15 protein-coding genes, 1 pseudogene and 1 riboswitch are annotated in these 19,266 nt (G+C 35.9%); of the genes and pseudogenes, 12 read left to right on the top strand and 4 right to left on the bottom strand.

Translation table 11 applies throughout. From position 1 onward, the window contains the following. The first annotated feature begins 235 nt into the window (after positions 1 to 235). From G5W_RS0103300 to hag, 9 genes are all read left to right on the top strand, one after another. Positions 236 to 1,561 carry an ABC transporter substrate-binding protein gene (locus G5W_RS0103300; RefSeq protein WP_010094216.1) on the top strand — a complete coding sequence of 442 codons (1,326 nt, stop codon included), beginning with the start codon at positions 236 to 238 and terminating at the stop codon, positions 1,559 to 1,561. A gap of 64 nt (positions 1,562 to 1,625) precedes the next feature. Beyond that, the gene (locus tag G5W_RS0103295) at positions 1,626 to 2,519 is read left to right on the top strand and encodes a carbohydrate ABC transporter permease (RefSeq protein ID WP_029190992.1); all 894 of its coding nucleotides are present in this window, start codon (positions 1,626 to 1,628) and stop codon (positions 2,517 to 2,519) included. Between the two features lie 22 nt (positions 2,520 to 2,541). Then, positions 2,542 to 3,384, top strand: a complete 843-nt coding sequence (locus G5W_RS0103290) for a carbohydrate ABC transporter permease (RefSeq protein ID WP_010094214.1) — start codon at positions 2,542 to 2,544, stop codon at positions 3,382 to 3,384. 914 nt (positions 3,385 to 4,298) lie between these two features. Then, positions 4,299 to 5,360 carry an ABC transporter ATP-binding protein gene (locus G5W_RS0103275; RefSeq protein ID WP_033445555.1) on the top strand — a complete coding sequence of 354 codons (1,062 nt, stop codon included), beginning with the start codon at positions 4,299 to 4,301 and terminating at the stop codon, positions 5,358 to 5,360. Between the two features lie 36 nt (positions 5,361 to 5,396). Beyond that, the gene (locus G5W_RS0103270; protein WP_010094208.1) at positions 5,397 to 6,467 is read left to right on the top strand and encodes an ABC transporter substrate-binding protein; all 1,071 of its coding nucleotides are present in this window, start codon (positions 5,397 to 5,399) and stop codon (positions 6,465 to 6,467) included. A 418-nt stretch (positions 6,468 to 6,885) separates the two neighbouring features. Further along, positions 6,886 to 7,671: an ABC transporter permease gene (locus tag G5W_RS0103265; RefSeq protein ID WP_010094206.1), complete on the top strand. Its 786-nt coding sequence runs from the start codon at positions 6,886 to 6,888 to the stop codon at positions 7,669 to 7,671. After that, positions 7,668 to 8,519, top strand: coding sequence for an ABC transporter permease (locus G5W_RS0103260; protein ID WP_010094205.1), 852 nt, complete (start codon positions 7,668 to 7,670; stop codon positions 8,517 to 8,519). The genes G5W_RS0103265 and G5W_RS0103260 overlap by 4 nt, the downstream gene beginning before the upstream one ends. 163 nt (positions 8,520 to 8,682) lie before the next feature. Next, a riboswitch (cyclic di-GMP riboswitch) is annotated at positions 8,683 to 8,768 on the top strand. 118 nt (positions 8,769 to 8,886) lie between these two features. Continuing rightward, positions 8,887 to 9,453, top strand: coding sequence for a PilZ domain-containing protein (locus G5W_RS0103255; protein WP_010094204.1), 567 nt, complete (start codon positions 8,887 to 8,889; stop codon positions 9,451 to 9,453). 270 nt (positions 9,454 to 9,723) lie between these two features. After that, positions 9,724 to 10,560 (top strand): flagellin Hag, encoded by an 837-nt coding sequence (gene hag / locus G5W_RS0103250; RefSeq protein ID WP_010094203.1) that lies wholly within the window; start codon positions 9,724 to 9,726, stop codon positions 10,558 to 10,560. Positions 10,561 to 11,167: 607 nt separating this feature from the next. Here the strand turns inward: hag and G5W_RS23505 are convergent. From G5W_RS23505 to G5W_RS0103235, 4 genes are all read right to left on the bottom strand, one after another. Next, positions 11,168 to 11,410: a hypothetical protein gene (locus tag G5W_RS23505; RefSeq protein ID WP_010094202.1), complete on the bottom strand. Its 243-nt coding sequence runs from the start codon at positions 11,408 to 11,410 to the stop codon at positions 11,168 to 11,170. 154 nt (positions 11,411 to 11,564) lie between these two features. Then, positions 11,565 to 13,601 carry a YheC/YheD family protein gene (locus G5W_RS0103245; protein WP_010094201.1) on the bottom strand — a complete coding sequence of 679 codons (2,037 nt, stop codon included), beginning with the start codon at positions 13,599 to 13,601 and terminating at the stop codon, positions 11,565 to 11,567. Between the two features lie 179 nt (positions 13,602 to 13,780). Continuing rightward, entirely contained in the window at positions 13,781 to 15,229 is a 1,449-nt protein-coding gene (locus G5W_RS0103240; RefSeq protein ID WP_010094200.1) for an APC family permease, read from the bottom strand. Positions 15,230 to 15,337: 108 nt separating this feature from the next. Beyond that, entirely contained in the window at positions 15,338 to 16,060 is a 723-nt protein-coding gene (locus G5W_RS0103235; RefSeq protein ID WP_010094198.1) for a GntR family transcriptional regulator, read from the bottom strand. 270 nt (positions 16,061 to 16,330) lie between these two features. On the opposite strand from G5W_RS0103235, the pseudogene G5W_RS0103230 reads away from it, so the two are divergent. The 3 genes and pseudogenes from G5W_RS0103230 to G5W_RS0103220 all read left to right on the top strand — a co-directional run. After that, positions 16,331 to 16,525: pseudogene (locus tag G5W_RS0103230) on the top strand (flagellin N-terminal helical domain-containing protein); the annotation flags it as partial. A gap of 37 nt (positions 16,526 to 16,562) precedes the next feature. Beyond that, entirely contained in the window at positions 16,563 to 16,712 is a 150-nt protein-coding gene (locus tag G5W_RS23695; protein ID WP_010094194.1) for a hypothetical protein, read from the top strand. A gap of 151 nt (positions 16,713 to 16,863) precedes the next feature. Continuing rightward, positions 16,864 to 18,828 carry an acetate--CoA ligase gene (locus G5W_RS0103220; RefSeq protein WP_010094193.1) on the top strand — a complete coding sequence of 655 codons (1,965 nt, stop codon included), beginning with the start codon at positions 16,864 to 16,866 and terminating at the stop codon, positions 18,826 to 18,828. Positions 18,829 to 19,266 lie beyond the last annotated feature (438 nt).

Genomic DNA, 19,266 nt, shown 5'->3' with positions numbered 1-19,266 from the left:
TTCACTTTGGCAGATATTATGAAGATGTTAACACCTATCTTCATCGTGGGAATTATCTTATTTTACTTTTACTTAAAACGAAAATACCGATAAAGGAAGCCATTTCTGCTTAGATGCAGGAATGGTTTTTTCGTGCCGATTTCTAGCATTTACCTGAAAGGGTTTACATATATTTTTAATAGAAAGAAGTAAGTTTTAAAGATTTCTTTCTGGATGCTAAAAAGGGGGGCAATACATGAAATTAAAATGGTTATTCGCTTTAATGTTGATGGTCGTATTGATAATCGTGTTAGCTGCTTGTTCCGATGATGAAAAAGATTCTGGTTCGAATGTCGGCAAGGATGGCGAAATCGCTGGGGACCTGGAGATTCAATATTTCGTTGGCGGATATGGTGATTCCTGGTGGAAGGAAGTAATTGCTGATTTTAAAAAAGCCTATCCAGATGTGAATGTAATAGAACATGCAGGCCCGAATATTAACGAGGAAATGCGCTCCAGATGGGTATCAAATGATCCGCCAGATGTAGTTTATATCGATGGAGCAGGATCAAGTGAAACACAAATGGTTGAAGATGGTCAGCTAATGAAATTAACAGAGTGGCTCTCAGGTATTGAATTAGAAGGTGGGGATAAGCTTCAGGATAGCTTTATCGTAAAACCAGCAACATACGATGGAGAAATCTATTCGTTACCACTTGTATTTGATACGTGGGGGACTTGGTATGATAAGGCGCTATTTAACGAGAAGGGATATACCGTTCCGAATAATTTTGATGAGTTTATGGAATCAATGAAGGAGATTAAACAAGGAGAAGGCATTGATCCATTTGTAACATCAGGTCAACATCCATATTACTTCCTACGCGGAATGCTGTACCCTGCATTCGCTGCTGCAGGTGGGGAAGAACTCTTAGCTGATGTCATAACAGGGAAAGAAGGAGCATGGTCTAGCGAGCCGGTTCTTGAAATCATGAAACGTGTGGAACAGATGGTAGAGGAGGGAATGTTTGATTCAGGACTTGGTGCATTGAATCATACGCAATCTCAAATGAATTTCCTACTTCATGAGAATGCATTTATCCCTGTTGGCTTCTGGCTTCCAAATGAAATGAAGAATGATATTCCGGATGGCTTTGAATTTGGTTTTATCCCATCACCAATGAATGCTGCGGATGAAACCTATGCCATTGTACCAGATTTACGTCCTCTAGCCATTGCAGAAGAGGCAGAAAACCCTGACGCAGCAAAAGCCTTTGTTGAATTTGTTTTTACTAGAGAATATGCTAGCTCCTTCTCCGAGCATACAGGAGCAATTATGAACTTGAACGGTGTTGACCTATCGCAAAATGAGAATGTTCCTGACTATTTAATGGAGGCAAATGCGATGATTAACAATCCAGAAGTTGTCCAAATCTATGAAAAACCACATCCGATGAGTGCTGATTTAGAAACCCCAGTAGGAAACGCATTGATTTCTCTCATGCTAGGTAATATGACAGCGGAAGAATTTGTTGCAGAAGCGGAGAAAGCAGCGGCAGATTACCGTGCGGGATTAGAGTAGGAATTTACTATGAACCGGGATGGCTTTTGAGATAGAAGTCATCCCTTAAGAAATGAGTGATTATATGGTACAGCCTAAAAAACAAAAATACCTGTTTTTAGCTTTTTGCTTAGTACCGGCATTTATTCTCTTTGCCATTTTTACTTTATATCCGTTATTTAGCGGATTATATTACTCGTTTTTTGACTGGTCAGGATCATCAAGCAATAAAGAATTCATTGGTTTCGATAATTACATAAAGCTATTCCAAGATTCCATCATCCCCGATACGATTAAGCACGATTATTTTTTAGTGGTCACAAAAATAATTGGAATTATGGTGCTTGCCATGTTTTTTGCAGTAGCACTGACACAATTAAAAATTAAAGAGGCACCATTCTACCGAATTGTGTTCTTCTTTCCAAATATCATGTCTGTAGTGGTAATCGGTATTTTGTGGACATTTCTCTATAATCCTAGCTTAGGACTGATTAATTCAGGATTGGGATATTTAGGACTGGAAGAATGGGCTAAGCCATGGTTAGGGGATGAAAAATGGGCATTGCCAAGTATCGTTCTTCCGGCAGTGTGGGCAGGAATTGGACTTTTCATGTTGATGCTGATGGGCGGTATTGCTAATATTTCAAAAAGCTATTATGAAGCGGCAAAAATTGATGGGGCGAGTGAATGGCAGCAGTTCTGGAAAATTACCCTTCCACTTGTCTGGCCACAGATTAAGGTTTCCATTTTATATATCGTTATTACCACACTAAATGGCTCCTTTATCCTTGTACAAGTCATGACCGGTGGCGGACCGAATAACGCTACACATGTGATGGGGTCTTATTTATACCAGCAAGCATTCAAGCAGTATAACTTTGGCTATGGGGCAACAATTGGTGTGATGATCTTAATCTTATCCCTAATAACGGTCCTGTTTTTACAGTTTTTAATGCGCAGAGAAAAGATTGAATACTGATCTAGGCGAAGGAGGGGTGTGGATGAAACGCAGTGTTGGACAAATAATGGGAAGAACCGGGATTCGAATACCGTTAATTTTATGGACCGTCGCCGTATTGTACCCAATATTTTGGATGTTTTTAGGTTCTTTTAAATCCAATGCGGAGATTTATCGTAATCCATGGGGATTGCCGGAATCATTTAGTTTAGAAAATTTTAACCAAGCATGGACGAATTATAATATTGATGTCAGCGTGTTCAATAGTTTGATTGTAACCGTGATAGGTGCGATTTTAACATTAGTATTAGCGATTCCAACTGCCTACGCGATTGAAAGAATTAATTTTAGAGGGAGTAAAATTCTGTTTACCGTTTATATTTCTGCCATGATGATACCAATGGTACTGGGATGGATTCCATTGTTTTTCCTACTAGCAGAATTAAACTTACTAGATAGTATCCTTGGACTATCTATTGTTTATGCAGTAAGTCAGCTCCCATTTAGTATTTTTGTCCTGACTAGCTTTATTAGTACCATACCGAAATCGTTAGAGGAGTCTGCTGCGATCGATGGACTATCTCCTTATGGAATCCTGTTTAAAATTGTAACCCCTCTAACAATGTCAGGTATTATTACAGTTACGATTATGAACTGTATTCAATTCTGGAATGAATACTTCATGGCTCTAATCTTCCTGCAAACCGAAACAAATTATACGCTTGCACTTGCAATTGATTATATTAGTAATGAAGCACAGTATACGAATGCTTGGGGGACATTGTTTGCTAGTCTTGTTATTGCGATTGTCCCAGTGATTATCTTGTATATTATTTTTCAGCGTAGGATTGCAAAAGGGATGACAGAAGGTGCGATTAAGGGGTGAAGCGAGGGAGTGTTTGTTCGTATTTATTTAGTGGGAATGTTATAATAGTACTTAGTAATTACATAAGCATGGTGGGCGGTTGATCATCTCCTTTGAAAGGAGGTGGTAGAATGACGATATTCGAAGCGTTAAGCTTCATTGATTGCAGCTATAACCTTGATTGTATCGATAATCGTCATAACAAAAAGAAAGTAACCGCCCCCCATTGACCAGTGCGTGGACGGTTACTTCCTTGAATATAATTCTTATCATTGGTCAACCGCTCTTTATGCGGTTTGTAATCTCAACTACCGGGTGGTTAGCGCCACTCGGTTTTCTTATTATCATTATAGCACAATCTTGAGATATTATTACAGAAAATAATTATAGAACGATAGGTAATAATACTATAGTAATCTCGTTTTCAAACTCAATTCCACTCAACTACTAACCCCCAATTTCATTTTTTAAAACAAAATACAAAAAAACTATTGAATTACGAAACAAAAACTGCTATATTTTTTTTAGCATAAATCGACTTTCTATAAATAACTTAAAAGAGTGATATGTGCTAGTAGCTTTACATACATTAATGGGGAAAGGACAGAAAGCCTCTTTTCTAGAGAATTTTTTGTTTATCGTATATTAGTAAATTTATATAGTTTTACCGAACAGTACGCACCCAACGGGGAAGGATAACAGCGTTTTGGCGCTCCTTTACCTGGTAGAGAAGGGTGTATTTTTAATGCCAAAAATTATGACTGATTGTCATTCTTTCCCAAAATATGTAAAAAAACATCTTAGAATCTTCCTTTTATCCTATCAACTGAATAGTAATAGGCTAGAAGGAAAAAGTAACTATTACGGTAATGATTCGTGTATCTGGGGGACGTTCCCCCCTAAGAAAGAAGGAGGGATGTAAGTTGGGTGTTCAAATGGTGCAGTTAGAGCATGTAACGAAAGAGTTTGATGACACGAATGTAGTGGATGACTTGAACTTAGATATTAAGGCAGGGGAATTCCTTACTTTGCTTGGACCATCTGGATGTGGGAAGACAACAACACTTAGAATGATAGCCGGTTTTGAAAAGCCAACATCAGGAAAGATACTTCTAAATGGTCAGCAAGTAGATGAGATGGAACCTTATAAACGTGAAGTAAACACGGTCTTTCAAAGTTACTCCCTATTTCCACATATGAATGTATTTGATAATGTGGCATTTGGTTTGAAAATGAAAAAAGTAGGAAAAGAAGAAATAAAAGAGCGTGTAACAAAGGCACTGAAGCTTGTTCAGTTAGAGGAATATGGCAACCGTAAGCCAAAGCAATTAAGTGGTGGACAGCAACAACGTATCGCCATTGCTCGTGCAATTGTGAACAATCCTAAGGTACTACTTTTAGATGAACCACTTGGAGCACTGGACTTGAAACTACGTAAGCAGATGCAGCTAGAATTGAAACACCTTCAACAAACGTTGAATATAACGTTTATCTATGTAACCCATGATCAGGAAGAGGCGTTAACCATGTCTGATCGTATCGTGGTAATGAACAAAGGGAAAATCGAGCAGATTGGTCTGCCTGTTGATATATATGAAAGACCACAAACCCGATTTGTGGCTGACTTTATTGGTCAAACTAATATTTTAGAAGGTAGTGTAACTGAAATAGAAGGCGACATGGCTAGAATGGAATTTTCAGGTCAAACGATTGATATTCCAAAAACAAACGAAGTAACCCAAGGGGAAGAAGTGTATATTTCTGTTCGTCCAGAAAAGATGAAAGTTAGTAGCACTCCATTTGATAGTTCTATCAATTTAAAAGCTACCTTCAAAGAAAAAATCTATGTGGGATCAGTTACGAAAATTGTCGTGACGATGTCAAATGGCAAAGAGCTTACGATTAATGAATTTCCTGATAAAATTGAAGATTTTACAGAAACTAGTGATATCTATGTAAACTGGAGCCCTAATAATTCGGTGGTTCTTAAAAAATAATATATAACTCAAATAAAAGATTGGAGATGGGAAAGATTGAAAAAGGTATTTGTATTTGCACTTGTTAGTTTGTTCATTGTTTTTCTAGCAGCTTGTGGTTCTGATAAGAAGGAATCTGAGAATGCTGGTGGAGATAAAGAATTAAGTGATGAGTTAATCGTTTTTAACTGGAGTGAATATATTCCACAGAATGTTATTGATGATTTTGAGAAAGAGTTTGGTGTAGAGGTAGTATATTCTACATACAATTCCAACCATGAGATGTTAACAAAAGTACAGAGTGGAACAGTCGCTTATGACCTAGTGTTTCCATCTGATTACTATGTAAAACAAATGGTGGATAATGATCTACTTCTTGAGATTGATTTTGATAATATTCCTAATTACAAAAACATCGCAAATGCATGGCAAAATATGCCGTTTGACCCTGAGAATAAATACTCCGTTCCATTTATGTATGGATATGACGGGATTGCATATAACAAAGAATTCATAAAAGAACCACCTACAAGCTGGGAAGATTTATGGAATCCAGAATACGCTGGAAAGGTTCTATTACTAGAAGAATCAAAAGAAGTTTCTAATATGCTTCAACAGCTACTTGGTAATGATATGAATGACCCAACTGAAGAACAGTTACAAGAAGGATTCGATAAATTAAAAGAACTAGTTCCAAATGTATTAGCATTTGATGGAACACCATCTGATCGTCTAGTTAGTGGCGAAGCTTGGATTGCTCATGGTTATTCTGGAGCGGCTGCAACTGCTTGGTTAGAAAATGAAAATATTGACTTCGTTCTACCTGAAGAGGGTGGAGTGGTTTGGTTAGATGCAATGGTAATTCCAAAAACATCGAAGAACAAATATACAGCTGAAGTATTCATTGATTATCTGCTTCGTCCTGAAGTGAGTAAGCAGCTTTCTGAGTTCATTCCTTATGGAAATCCGAATGAAGCAGCTGTAGAGATTTTACCTGATAATATTAAAAATAGCCCTGGAATTAACTTCCCTGAAGAAGTGATTAAACGTGCTGAGTGGAATTTACCACTTGATGCGGATCGTACTCAATTTATGAACCGTTTGTTCCAGGAAACAAAGGTTGAATAGTTAAGAATTTCATAGAGAGGCTGTTTCTGGGTTGTGGGATTTATCCATGCCTTGGGACATCCTCTTCTAATATGTCTGGATTTGCGAAAGCTGGCTGCATGCATATTCAACGATAGAAATCAAAGTTGAATTTGGTATGGCGTATAACCCCGCTCCGGAAATATACTTCGCTTTCCACTTCCAGTACAGGGGCGACATCTGCTCGACAAAACCGTCGCAGTGTCTACCTTGCGTGGTCGGCTGGTGAGCCTCCTCGTGCTGGCGCACAGCGGGGTCTCGCCGATGCCTATCCTCCTGCTGGAGTCTACGTATATTTCCGGAGCTGAATTGGATATGACTTCCATAGTAAATTGTAAGAAGTCATTTAGTTTGTCCCAACCTCTACGTTGTTTTATATCATGGAAGGTAGGTGGAAAATGTGAGACCTAGAACGAAGAAATTATTATTTTCGTTTTCCCTACTCGTCTTTTTATTCTTTTATATTCCTATATTATTTGTGGTTATCTATTCATTTAATGATTCGAAGCTAGGTACGGTATGGACTGGCTTTACACTGGAATGGTATGGCTCACTGTTTCAAAATAGCCAACTAATCAGTGCCACCATGAATAGCTTGTATTTAGCAGTAATCACAACCATTATTTCAACAATACTCGGAACGCTAGCAGCACTTGCACTTCATCGTTACACCTTTATCGGAAAGAAATCTGTGGAGTTTCTATTCTATATTCCCGTAGTTATCCCCGATATAGTCGTTGCTGTAGCATTGCTAGCAATTTATGGAATACTAAATATGTCATTAGGTTTGAATACCGCAGTGCCTGGGCACGTGGCGATAACTATATCCTATGTGATGCTCGTTGTATTAGCGAGACTATCTTCCTTTGACAGCTCACTAGAAGAGGCTGCGAAGGATCTGGGAGCAAATGAATGGAAAACTTTCTGGAAAGTCACATTTCCACTCATTCTTCCAGGGGTTATTGCCGGTGCACTACTAGCGTTCACGATTTCTCTTGATGAATTTGTTATTTCATTCTTCACCTTAGGTCCTGGCGATAATACGTTACCAGTTCTTGTGTATTCGATGGTTCGTCTCGGTGTATCACCTGAAGTGAATGTACTTTCTACCATTATAATCGCTATTATGTTCATCGTTGTATTAGTAGTAGGATTAAGGATGAGAAAAAGGGGAGAGGTTAAATGAGGAAAAATTTTGAGAAGGCTTATTTACTTTTGTCCCCAAGTTTATTTTGGTTAACACTTTTCTTAGTGATTCCGGTTCTATTTATTGCCGTTATCAGCTTTACTACCAATGGAGACTTCGGTGCAATCATTTATGAGTTTAGTACAGATGCTTACTCTGCTGCATTTAGTTCACTATACGCGAAGGTAATCTGGCAATCCATTTGGTGGGCACTAATTGCAACTATTGTTTGTTTAGTTGTTGCCTATCCATTTGCATACTTTATTGCTAATTCTGGAAAATGGAAGAACCTTTTACTTCTATTAGTAATGGTACCATTTTGGACGAACTTATTAATTCGTCTGTATGCATGGATCATCTTAATGAATAATCAAGGTGTTATTAATAATGTGCTAATGGACTGGGGATTCATTAAAGAACCGTTAGCACTTATGTATTCACCAGGCGGAGTTATTCTAGGACTTGTTTACGGATTTCTTCCATTTATGATACTGCCAATTTACTCTTCCATTGAGCAATTGGATAAAACATACTTGGAAGCCTCTGAAGATCTAGGTGCTGGACCAGTTAGGACATTCTTACATGTTACCCTGCCTCTGACATTTCCAGGAATTCTAGCAGGATTTATTATTACTTTTGTTCCAGCAATTAGTGTCTTCGTTGTAACAGACCTATTTACTGGTGGCAAGTTATTAATGGTAGGTAATGTTATCCGAGATGCATTCCTAGTTGAAATGAACTGGCAGTTAGGAGCAGCACTATCTCTATTGTTAATGATATTGGTATTACTGTCCCTAATGATATTCATGCGATTTACAAGTCGTAAGGATCGAAAACTATTAGTATAGAAGAAAAAGGTTAAAAAGCATGCTTCCGGCATGCTTTTTTATTACGTCGGATATAGGACTTTAGAATCAAATTTGAAGAAAGTGGATAAAAATAAGATATTTTTACGGAATTTTGTCGAATTGTGGAAAAACTTTTAGTATAATAGTACTAGTTATCGAGGTTTTACGAAAAAGGCAAACTTATCGAAAGGTAAGGACGCAAAGCCAAAGGGCCTAATACATCACTGTAATGGCAGCCTAGCTACCGAAGAAAACTGGGACTTTAGTGCATGGAGACCAAGTTCTTATGGATCTCCTATTTGACGTAATGGTAGACCTAGTGGTTGTTTTCGAAAACCCAATTAAATAGAGTGAGGAGGTTTAGAAAGTGGATTATAAGGTTTGGATGTATATTTTGTTAGCTGTTGTTTTCCTACTATTATTGTCTTTATATTATATTTTACGAAAACCAACACATCACCACCATCATGAAAATACAGCTTTCAAAGAGAACAAAGACTATCCTGTCATCCCTTCATTTAAAGGCAACAACCATCGTGATACCTTCCGAATGCCTGTAGATGATCTCGCATGCTTTGTAGAATTTATCGATGTCGATAATGAGGCCTTAAATCCAAAGTTCTTTAATGGTATATTAAAGAATATTAGTGTGGGCGGTGTAAAATTCGTCTGCGAGCATGAATATCCAATTGAGGATGAAGTAGTTATCAAGATTAGGTTCTCGTTAAGGGATAATAGATTCATAGTCAGAGGGAAACTAGTAAGGAAGGAACTGTATCCGGAAAAAGAAAAGTTTGGTTATGGTGTTCAGTTTACCAATATACTAGAAGAAGATCGAGAGCTGTTGTATCAAATCTTGAATCGAATGATGTTTGAAAAGAAGCGAAAGATGGTACCTGCGAGTAACTTGGTGGGTGAGAAGTCTATGGTGTGATCACTATAGGCTTTTTTTGTCGCCGAAAACCCTTATTTTATAAGGGTTTAACAACATTCTACAAAATCTATTAATTTTTTTTCAAAAAACATTAAACATATTTTTATTCTGCCGATATAAATAGTACAACATCAGATGATGTAAAAAATGTTTTGGCCAAACATTTAAAACAACTTTGGTAATAACTCTAATAGAGTTGTTATAGATGCGGGACATATGGATGTGACTCGCAAAAAATAAAAAACACAATTACATGGAGGTAAGTAAATTATGATTATCAATCACAATATTTCTGCGTTAAACGCACACCGTCAACTAGGTGTTAACACTGGTGCAACTCAAAACTCTTTAGAAAAACTATCTTCTGGTCTTCGTATCAACAAAGCTGGAGATGACGCTGCAGGTCTAGCAATCTCTGAAAAAATGCGTGGACAAATCCGCGGTTTAGAAATGGCTTCTAAAAACGCTCAAGATGGTATTTCTTTAATCCAAACTGCTGAAGGTGCATTGAACGAAACTCATTCAATCCTTCAACGTATGCGTGAACTAACTGTTCAAGCTGGTAACACTGGTACACAAGAAACTGAAGATCTAGAAGCTATCCAAAGTGAAATCGATGCTCTAATCGAAGAACTTGGTGGAGAAACTGGATCTAAAGGTATTTCTGACCGAACTGAATTCAATGGTAAAGCTCTATTAGATGGTACTTTCACTGGTACTTTCCAAATCGGAGCTAATGAAGGACAACAACTATCTGTTACTATCGATGATATGTCTGCAGAAAATCTAGGAGTTAATGGAATTGATGTAACTGATTTCACAACAGAAACATTTGATCAACAATTAGCTTCTATTGATACTGCTATCAATACTGTATCAACTCAACGTTCTGACCTGGGTGCTGTTCAAAACCGTTTAGAGCACACTATCAACAACCTAGGTGCTTCTGCAGAGAACTTAACTGCTGCAGAATCACGTATTCGTGACGTTGATATGGCTAAAGAAATGATGGAATTCACTAAGAATAACATCCTTACTCAAGCTGCTCAAAGTATGCTAGCACAAGCTAACCAACAACCACAAGGTGTTCTACAATTATTACGTTAATCATCGTAAATAAAAAAGCTATCGAGAAACCCTCGATAGCTTTTTTTGTTGTTTAGAATACATAAACTAAGTAATGGTCGAGTTTTTAAATAGTGAACTCAGATGTTAGATTTCGGATTGCTTAGAAGGTAAAAGATATAATTAAATACAGTGAAAAATGATTATTGATAAAGATGTGGGGTTATAAAGGCAGATTTAGTAGGTGAAAAGATAAGCATGGTGCTTATGAAAATTGAAGTCATTGTGTATGCTGAACGCCACAATTAGAGAAGTATATCCCACAGATGCCCGATATTTACTTCGCACGCAATAAATGCACTATAGAGCTGAGCTATTGAATTAAGAACCTCTCTTGTTAGATCAAGCTTAAGATTTTCGTTCCATCGTAAAAGGGTTTAATTACTTAGAAATGATGCTAAGGCTACCAAACATAATAAAACGCTGTATATCTAATTCGTTCATTAATTGAATGAATTTATAGTATAATTCCTATACTATTGATTCTTAAAGAAATAGTTCATGGTAAGTGTTTGTAAATAAAAAATAGCTTCCCATAGAAATCAGATTATATTATCTGAACTTATGGGAAGCACTAAGGTTATTATTTTTATTTATTTTGCTTAATTACTTCTAAAGCTTGGTCTAGTATACATCTAGTATATTTCTTCATATCGTAAGGTGTACTAGGACCATCTGGATTTACGTCAATGATGCTCAGTTGTTCATTAAAACCAAAAATAATGTTCAACTCTGTTATAAAGTTATACTGGTCCTTTAAAGTCGTAGCTATCAATATGGCATCTGAAGTTATCTTTTCTATTACATCTTCTGAGTAAGAATCCCCAAGCACCTCTAAAAGTTTTATTTCAGTTGATGGGTATTCTAGGTTATTAGGGTAAATATTAACCAGTTTCCATTCGTTATCTACATAAATTAAGTGTGCACTAATAGCGTATGGTATATTATCTTTTGGACTTGTGAATCTAGAATCTGCTTGAACAATATTAATTTTTTTCAGTTATCTGTTCTTTTAACTTATTCATTAATTGTAATTCACTGTATTCTTTTACTAACTTTGCATTCGTAATTTGATATTTTCCATTGCTATTCTTTTGAATAAACTGTAATGCTGAGTATCCAATCTCGGGATTCAAGATCACCTTTCCATACTCTTCTAGATACTTAAATATATCTCTAGTTTTATTGACTTTATCATACGGTGCGAAGGATATTTGATTATTATTATCCAATTGACTAATTAGAGATGAATATATATCTGAACGGTTATATAGTCGAGATGACCATTTGTTTGTGAATGGAATATCTTCAAATTCTTCGTATATCCAATTTCCATTATGATCATTCCTTAGTTTAATGTGATCGATAATAATATCAGGATATTTTGCTAGTTTAGCTACCCATTTTCCATCCTCGAAAAAGTACCCTCTAATCAACATTTCTTCATAATCGATGTCTAATGGCTTAAACGCAAATAAATTAATATTTGCATTAGTAACTTCTGATGCAAACGAATCTAGCAAGTTATTTTCTTCTATTTTGTCGGTTAGGATACCGATAGTTGGCAGGTTATTTAGAGAGGCATACTCTAAATTGGAGTTTCTAGAAAGAAACATTCCTGCTGCAGATTTTATGAAATAATCTGTATGGAAGATACCATTTTTAGCTATATATTTTGCGTAGGCTATTGTATTCTTTGCTCGCTTCTCTTCATGGAATGCAGTTTGCGGACCATTATTAGCTTCGTGCATCCATATTCTCCCATTATCATCAATTGCAAAGTCAATACCTAATTCATCAATGCCCAAATCATATAGTTTATCAATATGGTGGGCTAAGTCTATTGACAGTTTTAATATCTTTTGCTCATAGGTTGTGCCAGTTTGTTCACCGTATTCCTTAATAAGAAATGAATGGAAATCTTCAATTCGTCCTTCAGTTGCAACGTTACTTAGATTACTCTTTTTGTTACCAATACGCGGATAAATATGTGTTAATACCCATTGTCCTTCTCCATTTTTTTGTACGTGAGCTCTAATATGGTATGGTTCTCCGCTTTTAGTACGGGTGTGAATATACTTCTGTACGATAAAACTTTCCGGTTCCTTTAAAATAACACTCTCTACCCATGAATCGAATGTTTCTTGGCTAAGAATGCGTTCCTTCTTATGCTCTAATAATATATATCTATTCCCTTTTTTTGTTACGAAAAAGATATTTTCTCCACGGTTACTATTAAGGTATTTAAATACTACTTTATTATTCTTATCAAGGAAGTGATTAATTTTCGCCTTGTTAGAACACAGAATAAATGGTACTAGTAACTCAGCATAAGTACGATATTGAACAATTCTCTTAGGTAATGATACTTTGTTCCCAACGAAAAAGCTGGTAAAAGGTAAAACTCTACGTAGTTTTCTCTCTGTATGCGAACTTATTACGCCACCTACATTATTTATGACATCAGGAAACGGAACGGTTTGACGCACCCATTTTCCAGAATCATAGATATCAGCAATTACTGTTTTGTTTTCAAAGTCAACATCATTTTTTGAGAAAAATAGAAGTTTGGAATTTTGTTTTATACTCTCTTGAATTAGGGCATTTAAGCGATCCTCGGGATAGATATTTCGAGGATTTGTAGCGGAAGAAAATACACCTATTGTAATAGTTTTACTTTCCTCGTTTACTCCTAAATCTTTGAATACTGTATCACTCATCTTTTTAAGTTGAGGAAGTAAAGAAAACTGCAGTATTTCACTTACTTTAACTAGATTTGCATTTTCAAGTTGTTGAGCAATATTGAGAAAATAATTCTCAACTTTTAATTTATAGTTTTCCCAATCACTGTTTTCAAAAGGATAATCAACCTTACTTATTGCTCCAAATCCATCAACAATGGAACTAAAAATATAGATGCTTTGGTTAAACTCTTTTTCTTTTACTAAGCCATGAAAATGCTCAGTAGCTTCTATTAATGTATTTAGTATATTATTAACTTGAACAAGTTGTTTACTAGACATATGTTACACCCTTCAATATAATTATTAGTTATTCTACATAGTATATATCGGTATAAATATGGATATTATTAAGGGGAACCAATGATTATTTTAAATTACCATTATTATAGTTGTTTTTACTTAGATTCACTCTAAAGGTAAAGGTGGGTTGAGATATAACTCTTAACCCACCTTTTTAATTACTTCTGGTATTTCTGTTTACCTAAGATAAGATAATGTAATTCATCTTCGGGAATAACTTTCAATTCATTTCTCTTAATAAGATAGAAGATTATTCCTAAAATAATCCAAATTAATAGTGAGATTCTAGATTCAATTCCTAGGAATGCAGGTGATCCTGGTATTAATAGAAGGCAAAGGAAAATAATACTAACGATAGAACCTAAAAGTGCAAATAACTTTTTAGATGGTGAAATCTCATTTATAGTAGGGTTGAAGTCACTATCCATGTTCCACTTAAATAACTTGTAAGCAGTAAAACAAGTATAAAAATAAGCAATTGTAACCCCAATAGAAGACATATCAACTACCCATGTTAAGGCTTGGCGTCCAAACCAAGGGGCTAGTAATGAAATTATTATTGTGAATATAATACTTACATATGGTGTATTGTATTTTGGATGTAATTTTGAGAAAGCCTCGGGTATAAATTTCGCTCGTGACATTGCAAATAATAAACGACTAGATGATACAATAAATCCATTTATCCCAGTAAAAATCCCCATAGAAACTGCAATTACTAAAATTAGTAATCCGAAATTACCTATTAGATTACTAACTACCGTACCAGTTCCCCATAACAAATTTTGATCGACCAACTGTTCCCATGGATGAGCCATAGCAGTTGCTAAAATCATTATTATATATAGGAAAGCTGCGAATATTAAAGCGATGATAATTAGATTAAACGCCTTTTTAGAAGAAAAGTTAAACTCTTCGGCTAACTGTGGAACATTATCAAATCCTACATATGCCCAAGGTGCGATAGCAACAATTGCTATAATTGCAGCAAGTGCTGTCTTTTCTGGAGGAAATAATGGTTGGACATTATTAAATCCCGCTTCGGGTTGTACACCGATTAGTAAGGCTAAGGCTAGTACACTAACTACCATTACCACACAGAAAATAAATTGAATTCTACCGGAAAAGCCATTGCCTCTAACATTTAAATAACCAAATAATAGTAATGCTAACGAAGCTAAGATTATTTCTGTGGCATATACATTCCAACCAGCTATTTCATATAGATGCAAATGTTCTATAAAACTAGGAAATACAAATTTGAACATTAATGCAAATGCTGAAGCATTGAGTGCAACGATACAAATATAACCAAGTGTTAAAAACCAACCGCAAATAAATGCGTGTGTTCTACCTAAACCAATAAAGGCATAAGCAAATTCCCCACCTGATACAGGAAAGCTCTTTATCAGGAAGCCATAGCTTACTGCTATTACCATCATGAGTAACGCACCGATTCCGAAGCCAATGATAGACCCGAGTGGACCAGCGGTGGCTATCCAATTAGTAGGCTGTACAAATGCCCCCCAACCAATAGATGAGCCAAGAGCAATTGCCCAAACCCATTGTGGTTTAAAAGATTTTTTCAAAGTTGTTCTTTGTTCCATTTTAATTCCTCCGACAATAATGTATAAATTTCGACATTATTATCATAGGTATTAATGCATATATATTGCAATATGGTTATAACGTCCGTACCAGTATAGGTTGGCAAGCTATAATCCTTTTCGAGATAAATTAATCTTAAATGAATACATATCAGAACGATAATAAGCAAGCTCGAATTCAACAAATTCATTGTTAATATCAGTAATTTTTCTCTCCGCAATTAAGATACTAGAATCAGGTTCGATATTTAGGAGTTTAGCATCGCTTTTATTTATTTTCCCTGCTTTGATAAATTGTTCACATTCAAAAGGATTTACACCGAGTTCTCTTTCCAACAAATCATAGAAAGCTTCTTTATTTAAATCATAGTTTACTAATTTTTCACCAAAATGGATTGGATAGTAATGTCTTTCAATACCAATCGGTATATTATTAGCATAACGTACTCTTTTAAAGTGATAGATCTCATTAATTCCGATTCGCTCACTTAGCTCTTTATTTACTGTTTTAATTTCTGCTTTTATTAATTTTGCTCCAGGTTGCATTCCCATTCTTTCAATGACTTCAGAAGTACTACTTAAACTCCCTAACCAATCATTAATAGGTTTTAAAGCAATAAATGTACCTTTTCCTGGTTTTTTAATTAATATGCCGTCACTCACTAATTGATTGATACTTTGCCTTACTGTACTTCTACTTACATAATATTCATCCATTAATTCTCGTTCGCTCGGTATTTTATCTTTATATAGCCCATTATATATTTTCTTTTCAAGTTCCACTTTTAATTGAACGTGTAGTGGAATAGAATTTGTATAGTCAAGAGTCATCAGTTCCTCCAACATCTAACTTTATAATTTATGTAAAATATACTACCAATAAAAAAACTTTGCAAACTGATGTTGTTCAAGCTATTGCGAACGATAATCATTAACTTATATAAAGATTAACCAGTTTTTTCTGAATAGTAAATATAAATACTTTTGTTTTTTAAGAACCTTATAGCAATCGAAAGAAGGATCACCATGTACATAAACGCAAGCCATCTATCCAAGATACTCTCCAATAAAACAAAGGAAAAGTAATCCAATCTTCAAAAGTCATTGGAGAGATTAACAAGCGGAAAAAAGATAAATTCCGCGACAGACGATGCAGCTGGGCTTGCCGATAGTCATAAATTAAGAGCGTTAGAAATAGGTACGAGACAAGCTATTCGAAATGTTTGGATGCAAGCTCATTATTGCAAAACAGATATTGCCATGCAGGAAATGTCTGATATCGTAATTTATATTTGAATTTAAACAAAATGGAGTAGAATATATCAATACAAAAATGAATCTAGGCAACGACGATACTGGTGCTATCGGTGTTTTAGATGCAGATGGTGGCCCTGAAAGGACTAATGAAACTGTAATAAATGATACTTCCAATCCTTTAGCGACCCACTTACTTACTTTAATGAAGTATGGCCGATTTAAATGACAACTCAAACACAAGGGAAAATTAGTGTATGAGTTCTTTTGAAAATAAGTAAGACCTACTACTAATAATTAGTAATAAAATTATGTTTATTATATTCAGAATCTTTGGTATTATTTATTAGAGCGAGTTAATTTTAAAGGAGGAGTTAAACATGGATGTAAGTGGAATTTTACAGGTGGTTGAAAATAGCAAGCTAGTATATCCGAATGAAGAAAAATCCCGTGCAACTTCAATTGGCTCAACAGAAGCTTTTCAAAAACTATTGAAACAATCCCAGGAAGATCCTACTAGTTTCTGGAACAGTGTTGCAAAAGATCTTGTTTGGTTTGAACCTTGGAAAGAAACAATCACAGGACAACTCCCCGATTTTCGCTTTTTTGAAGGCGGAATTAGCAATCCTTGCATTAACTTATTAGATCGCCATATTGAAAACGGCGCTGGAAATAGAACCGCCCTTATTTGGGAAGGGGAAAATGGCGACACCAAATTCTTTACATATAGTATGTTATTAGCTGAAGTAAACCGTTTTGCTAATGCATTGCGTTCACTGGGTGTCAATAAGGGTGATGGGGTAGCGATTTTTCTTCCAAACTTAGCGGAAGCTTTTATAACTGTGCTTGCTTGTTTTCGTATAGGTGCAGTCTACAATGCTATCTTTTCTGGTTACTCGGAAAAGTCCTTAAATGATCGATTAGTAGCTTTTGAACCAAAAGTAATAGTGACAGCAGATGCCACACAACGTCGTGGTAAGAAAATCTTTTTAAAAGAAAAAGTAGATATCGTTATTCCGACTGTTCCTTCTGTTGAAGCAGTAATTGTAGTAAACCGATTTGGAGCAGAAGTTACGATGGAACCTGGTCGAGATTATTGGTGGGAAGATTTAAGAGCAAAAATGAGTATGACATGCGAGCCAGAACGAATGGAAGCTAATGAACCAGGAATTGTTTTCTATACAAGTGGAACAACTGGGAAACCAAAGGGCGTCGTCCATTCCGGCATGGCATTTGTTGTACAAAACTATATTTATGCAAAATATCATATGGATCACAAAGATGATGATGTGTTTTGGTGTTCGGCGGACATTGGATGGCTAACCATGCATATATGGGGAATAGTGGGGTCCTTAGCTAACGGTGTAACCACAGTTGTATATGAAGGTGCACCTGACTACCCTACAAAGGATCGCTTCTATCAAATTATGGAAAAATATCGTGTGAACAAGCTCTTTACAGCACCTACAGCATTACGTATGTTAAAGAGTCTAGGGGATAAGGTTCTGGAAAACTTCGACCTAAGTTGTCTCGATGTCATTTCATTAGTTGGCGAACCATTTGATGCAGAAACGTGGAATTGGACATATGAAGTACTTGGGAAAAAGAAAATAGCAGTTAATAATACTTGGGGACAAACGGAAACTGCTGGTTGTCCAATCGCGGGTGCCTCATGGCTCACTCCAATGAAACCAGGTTCAGCCGGTATGCAATTCTTAGGTGCGGATGTTGCAGTAGTGGACGATGAAGGGAAACCAGTTGGCCCCAATACACTAGGGAATCTTGTGATAAGAAAGCCATTTCCAATGCTTTGTAGGACTTTGTGGAAGGAACCAGAACGATACTATAACGCATATTTTAGCCAAGTGGAAGGTTGCTATTTTGCATCTGATTTAGCACTTATGGACCAAGATGGTTACATATGGGTTGTTGGTCGTTCCGATGATGCATTCAATGTCGCAGGTCACAGACTAAGTACAATGGAAATGGAAAGTGCCGTTCTAGAGGTACCGGGAGTTTCTGAAGCAGCAGTTATTGGCGTGCCAGACGCTATTAAGGGTGAGGTACCTGTTGTGTTTGTCCGACTAGCAGAAGGGTATGTAGAGTCAGATGGTATGTTACGTAATATAAATTCCAGTATAATGGATCAAATTGGAGCCATTGCAAGACCGAAACAAATCATTGTAACTGAAGTACTGCCAAAAACCGTAAGTGGAAAGATTATGCGTAGATTATTGAAAGAAATACTAATAGATGGAACAGTGGTGGGGGATGTGACTGGTTTGGAAGACCCAGGTACTGTTACGAGTATTCTGGATGCAGTTAATTCTCGTACAAATACATAATTAATAGATTAAGTGGAACAGTCAAGTACTGTTCCACTTGTATGTCGTTATATAGAATACGAGACGATAGGTTATAATCACTTCAATAATTGAAAGTGTTTAGTAGCTCAGATTCAATTTGAGTAGATTTTTATTTCTATTAAATTTAATCATGATTCAATTATAGTTATGGATTCTTTAATTGTACTAGTGGGTATTAATTTGGCCTGTGTTGATAAGTTGATAACTAGAAAGGTGTGTAATTGGGAAATTGTATGGAATAAATTGGATGCTATTTAGTCTTGCAATTATATTCCATACGTGATAAATTATATATCTACCGCACAAAACTATGAAATTACTTTTTGAAACAAAATTTCTTTTAAAAAATGATTGACTTCATAGTTTGGAATGTGGTAAGATATTTTTTGTCGCTAAAAAGCGCATAAATGATTTTGC

It is taken from the genome of Ornithinibacillus scapharcae TW25 (assembly GCF_000190475.1).
GTDB lineage: Bacteria > Bacillota > Bacilli > Bacillales > Amphibacillaceae > Ornithinibacillus > Ornithinibacillus scapharcae.
This window is presented reverse-complemented; position numbering and strand designations above follow the sequence as displayed.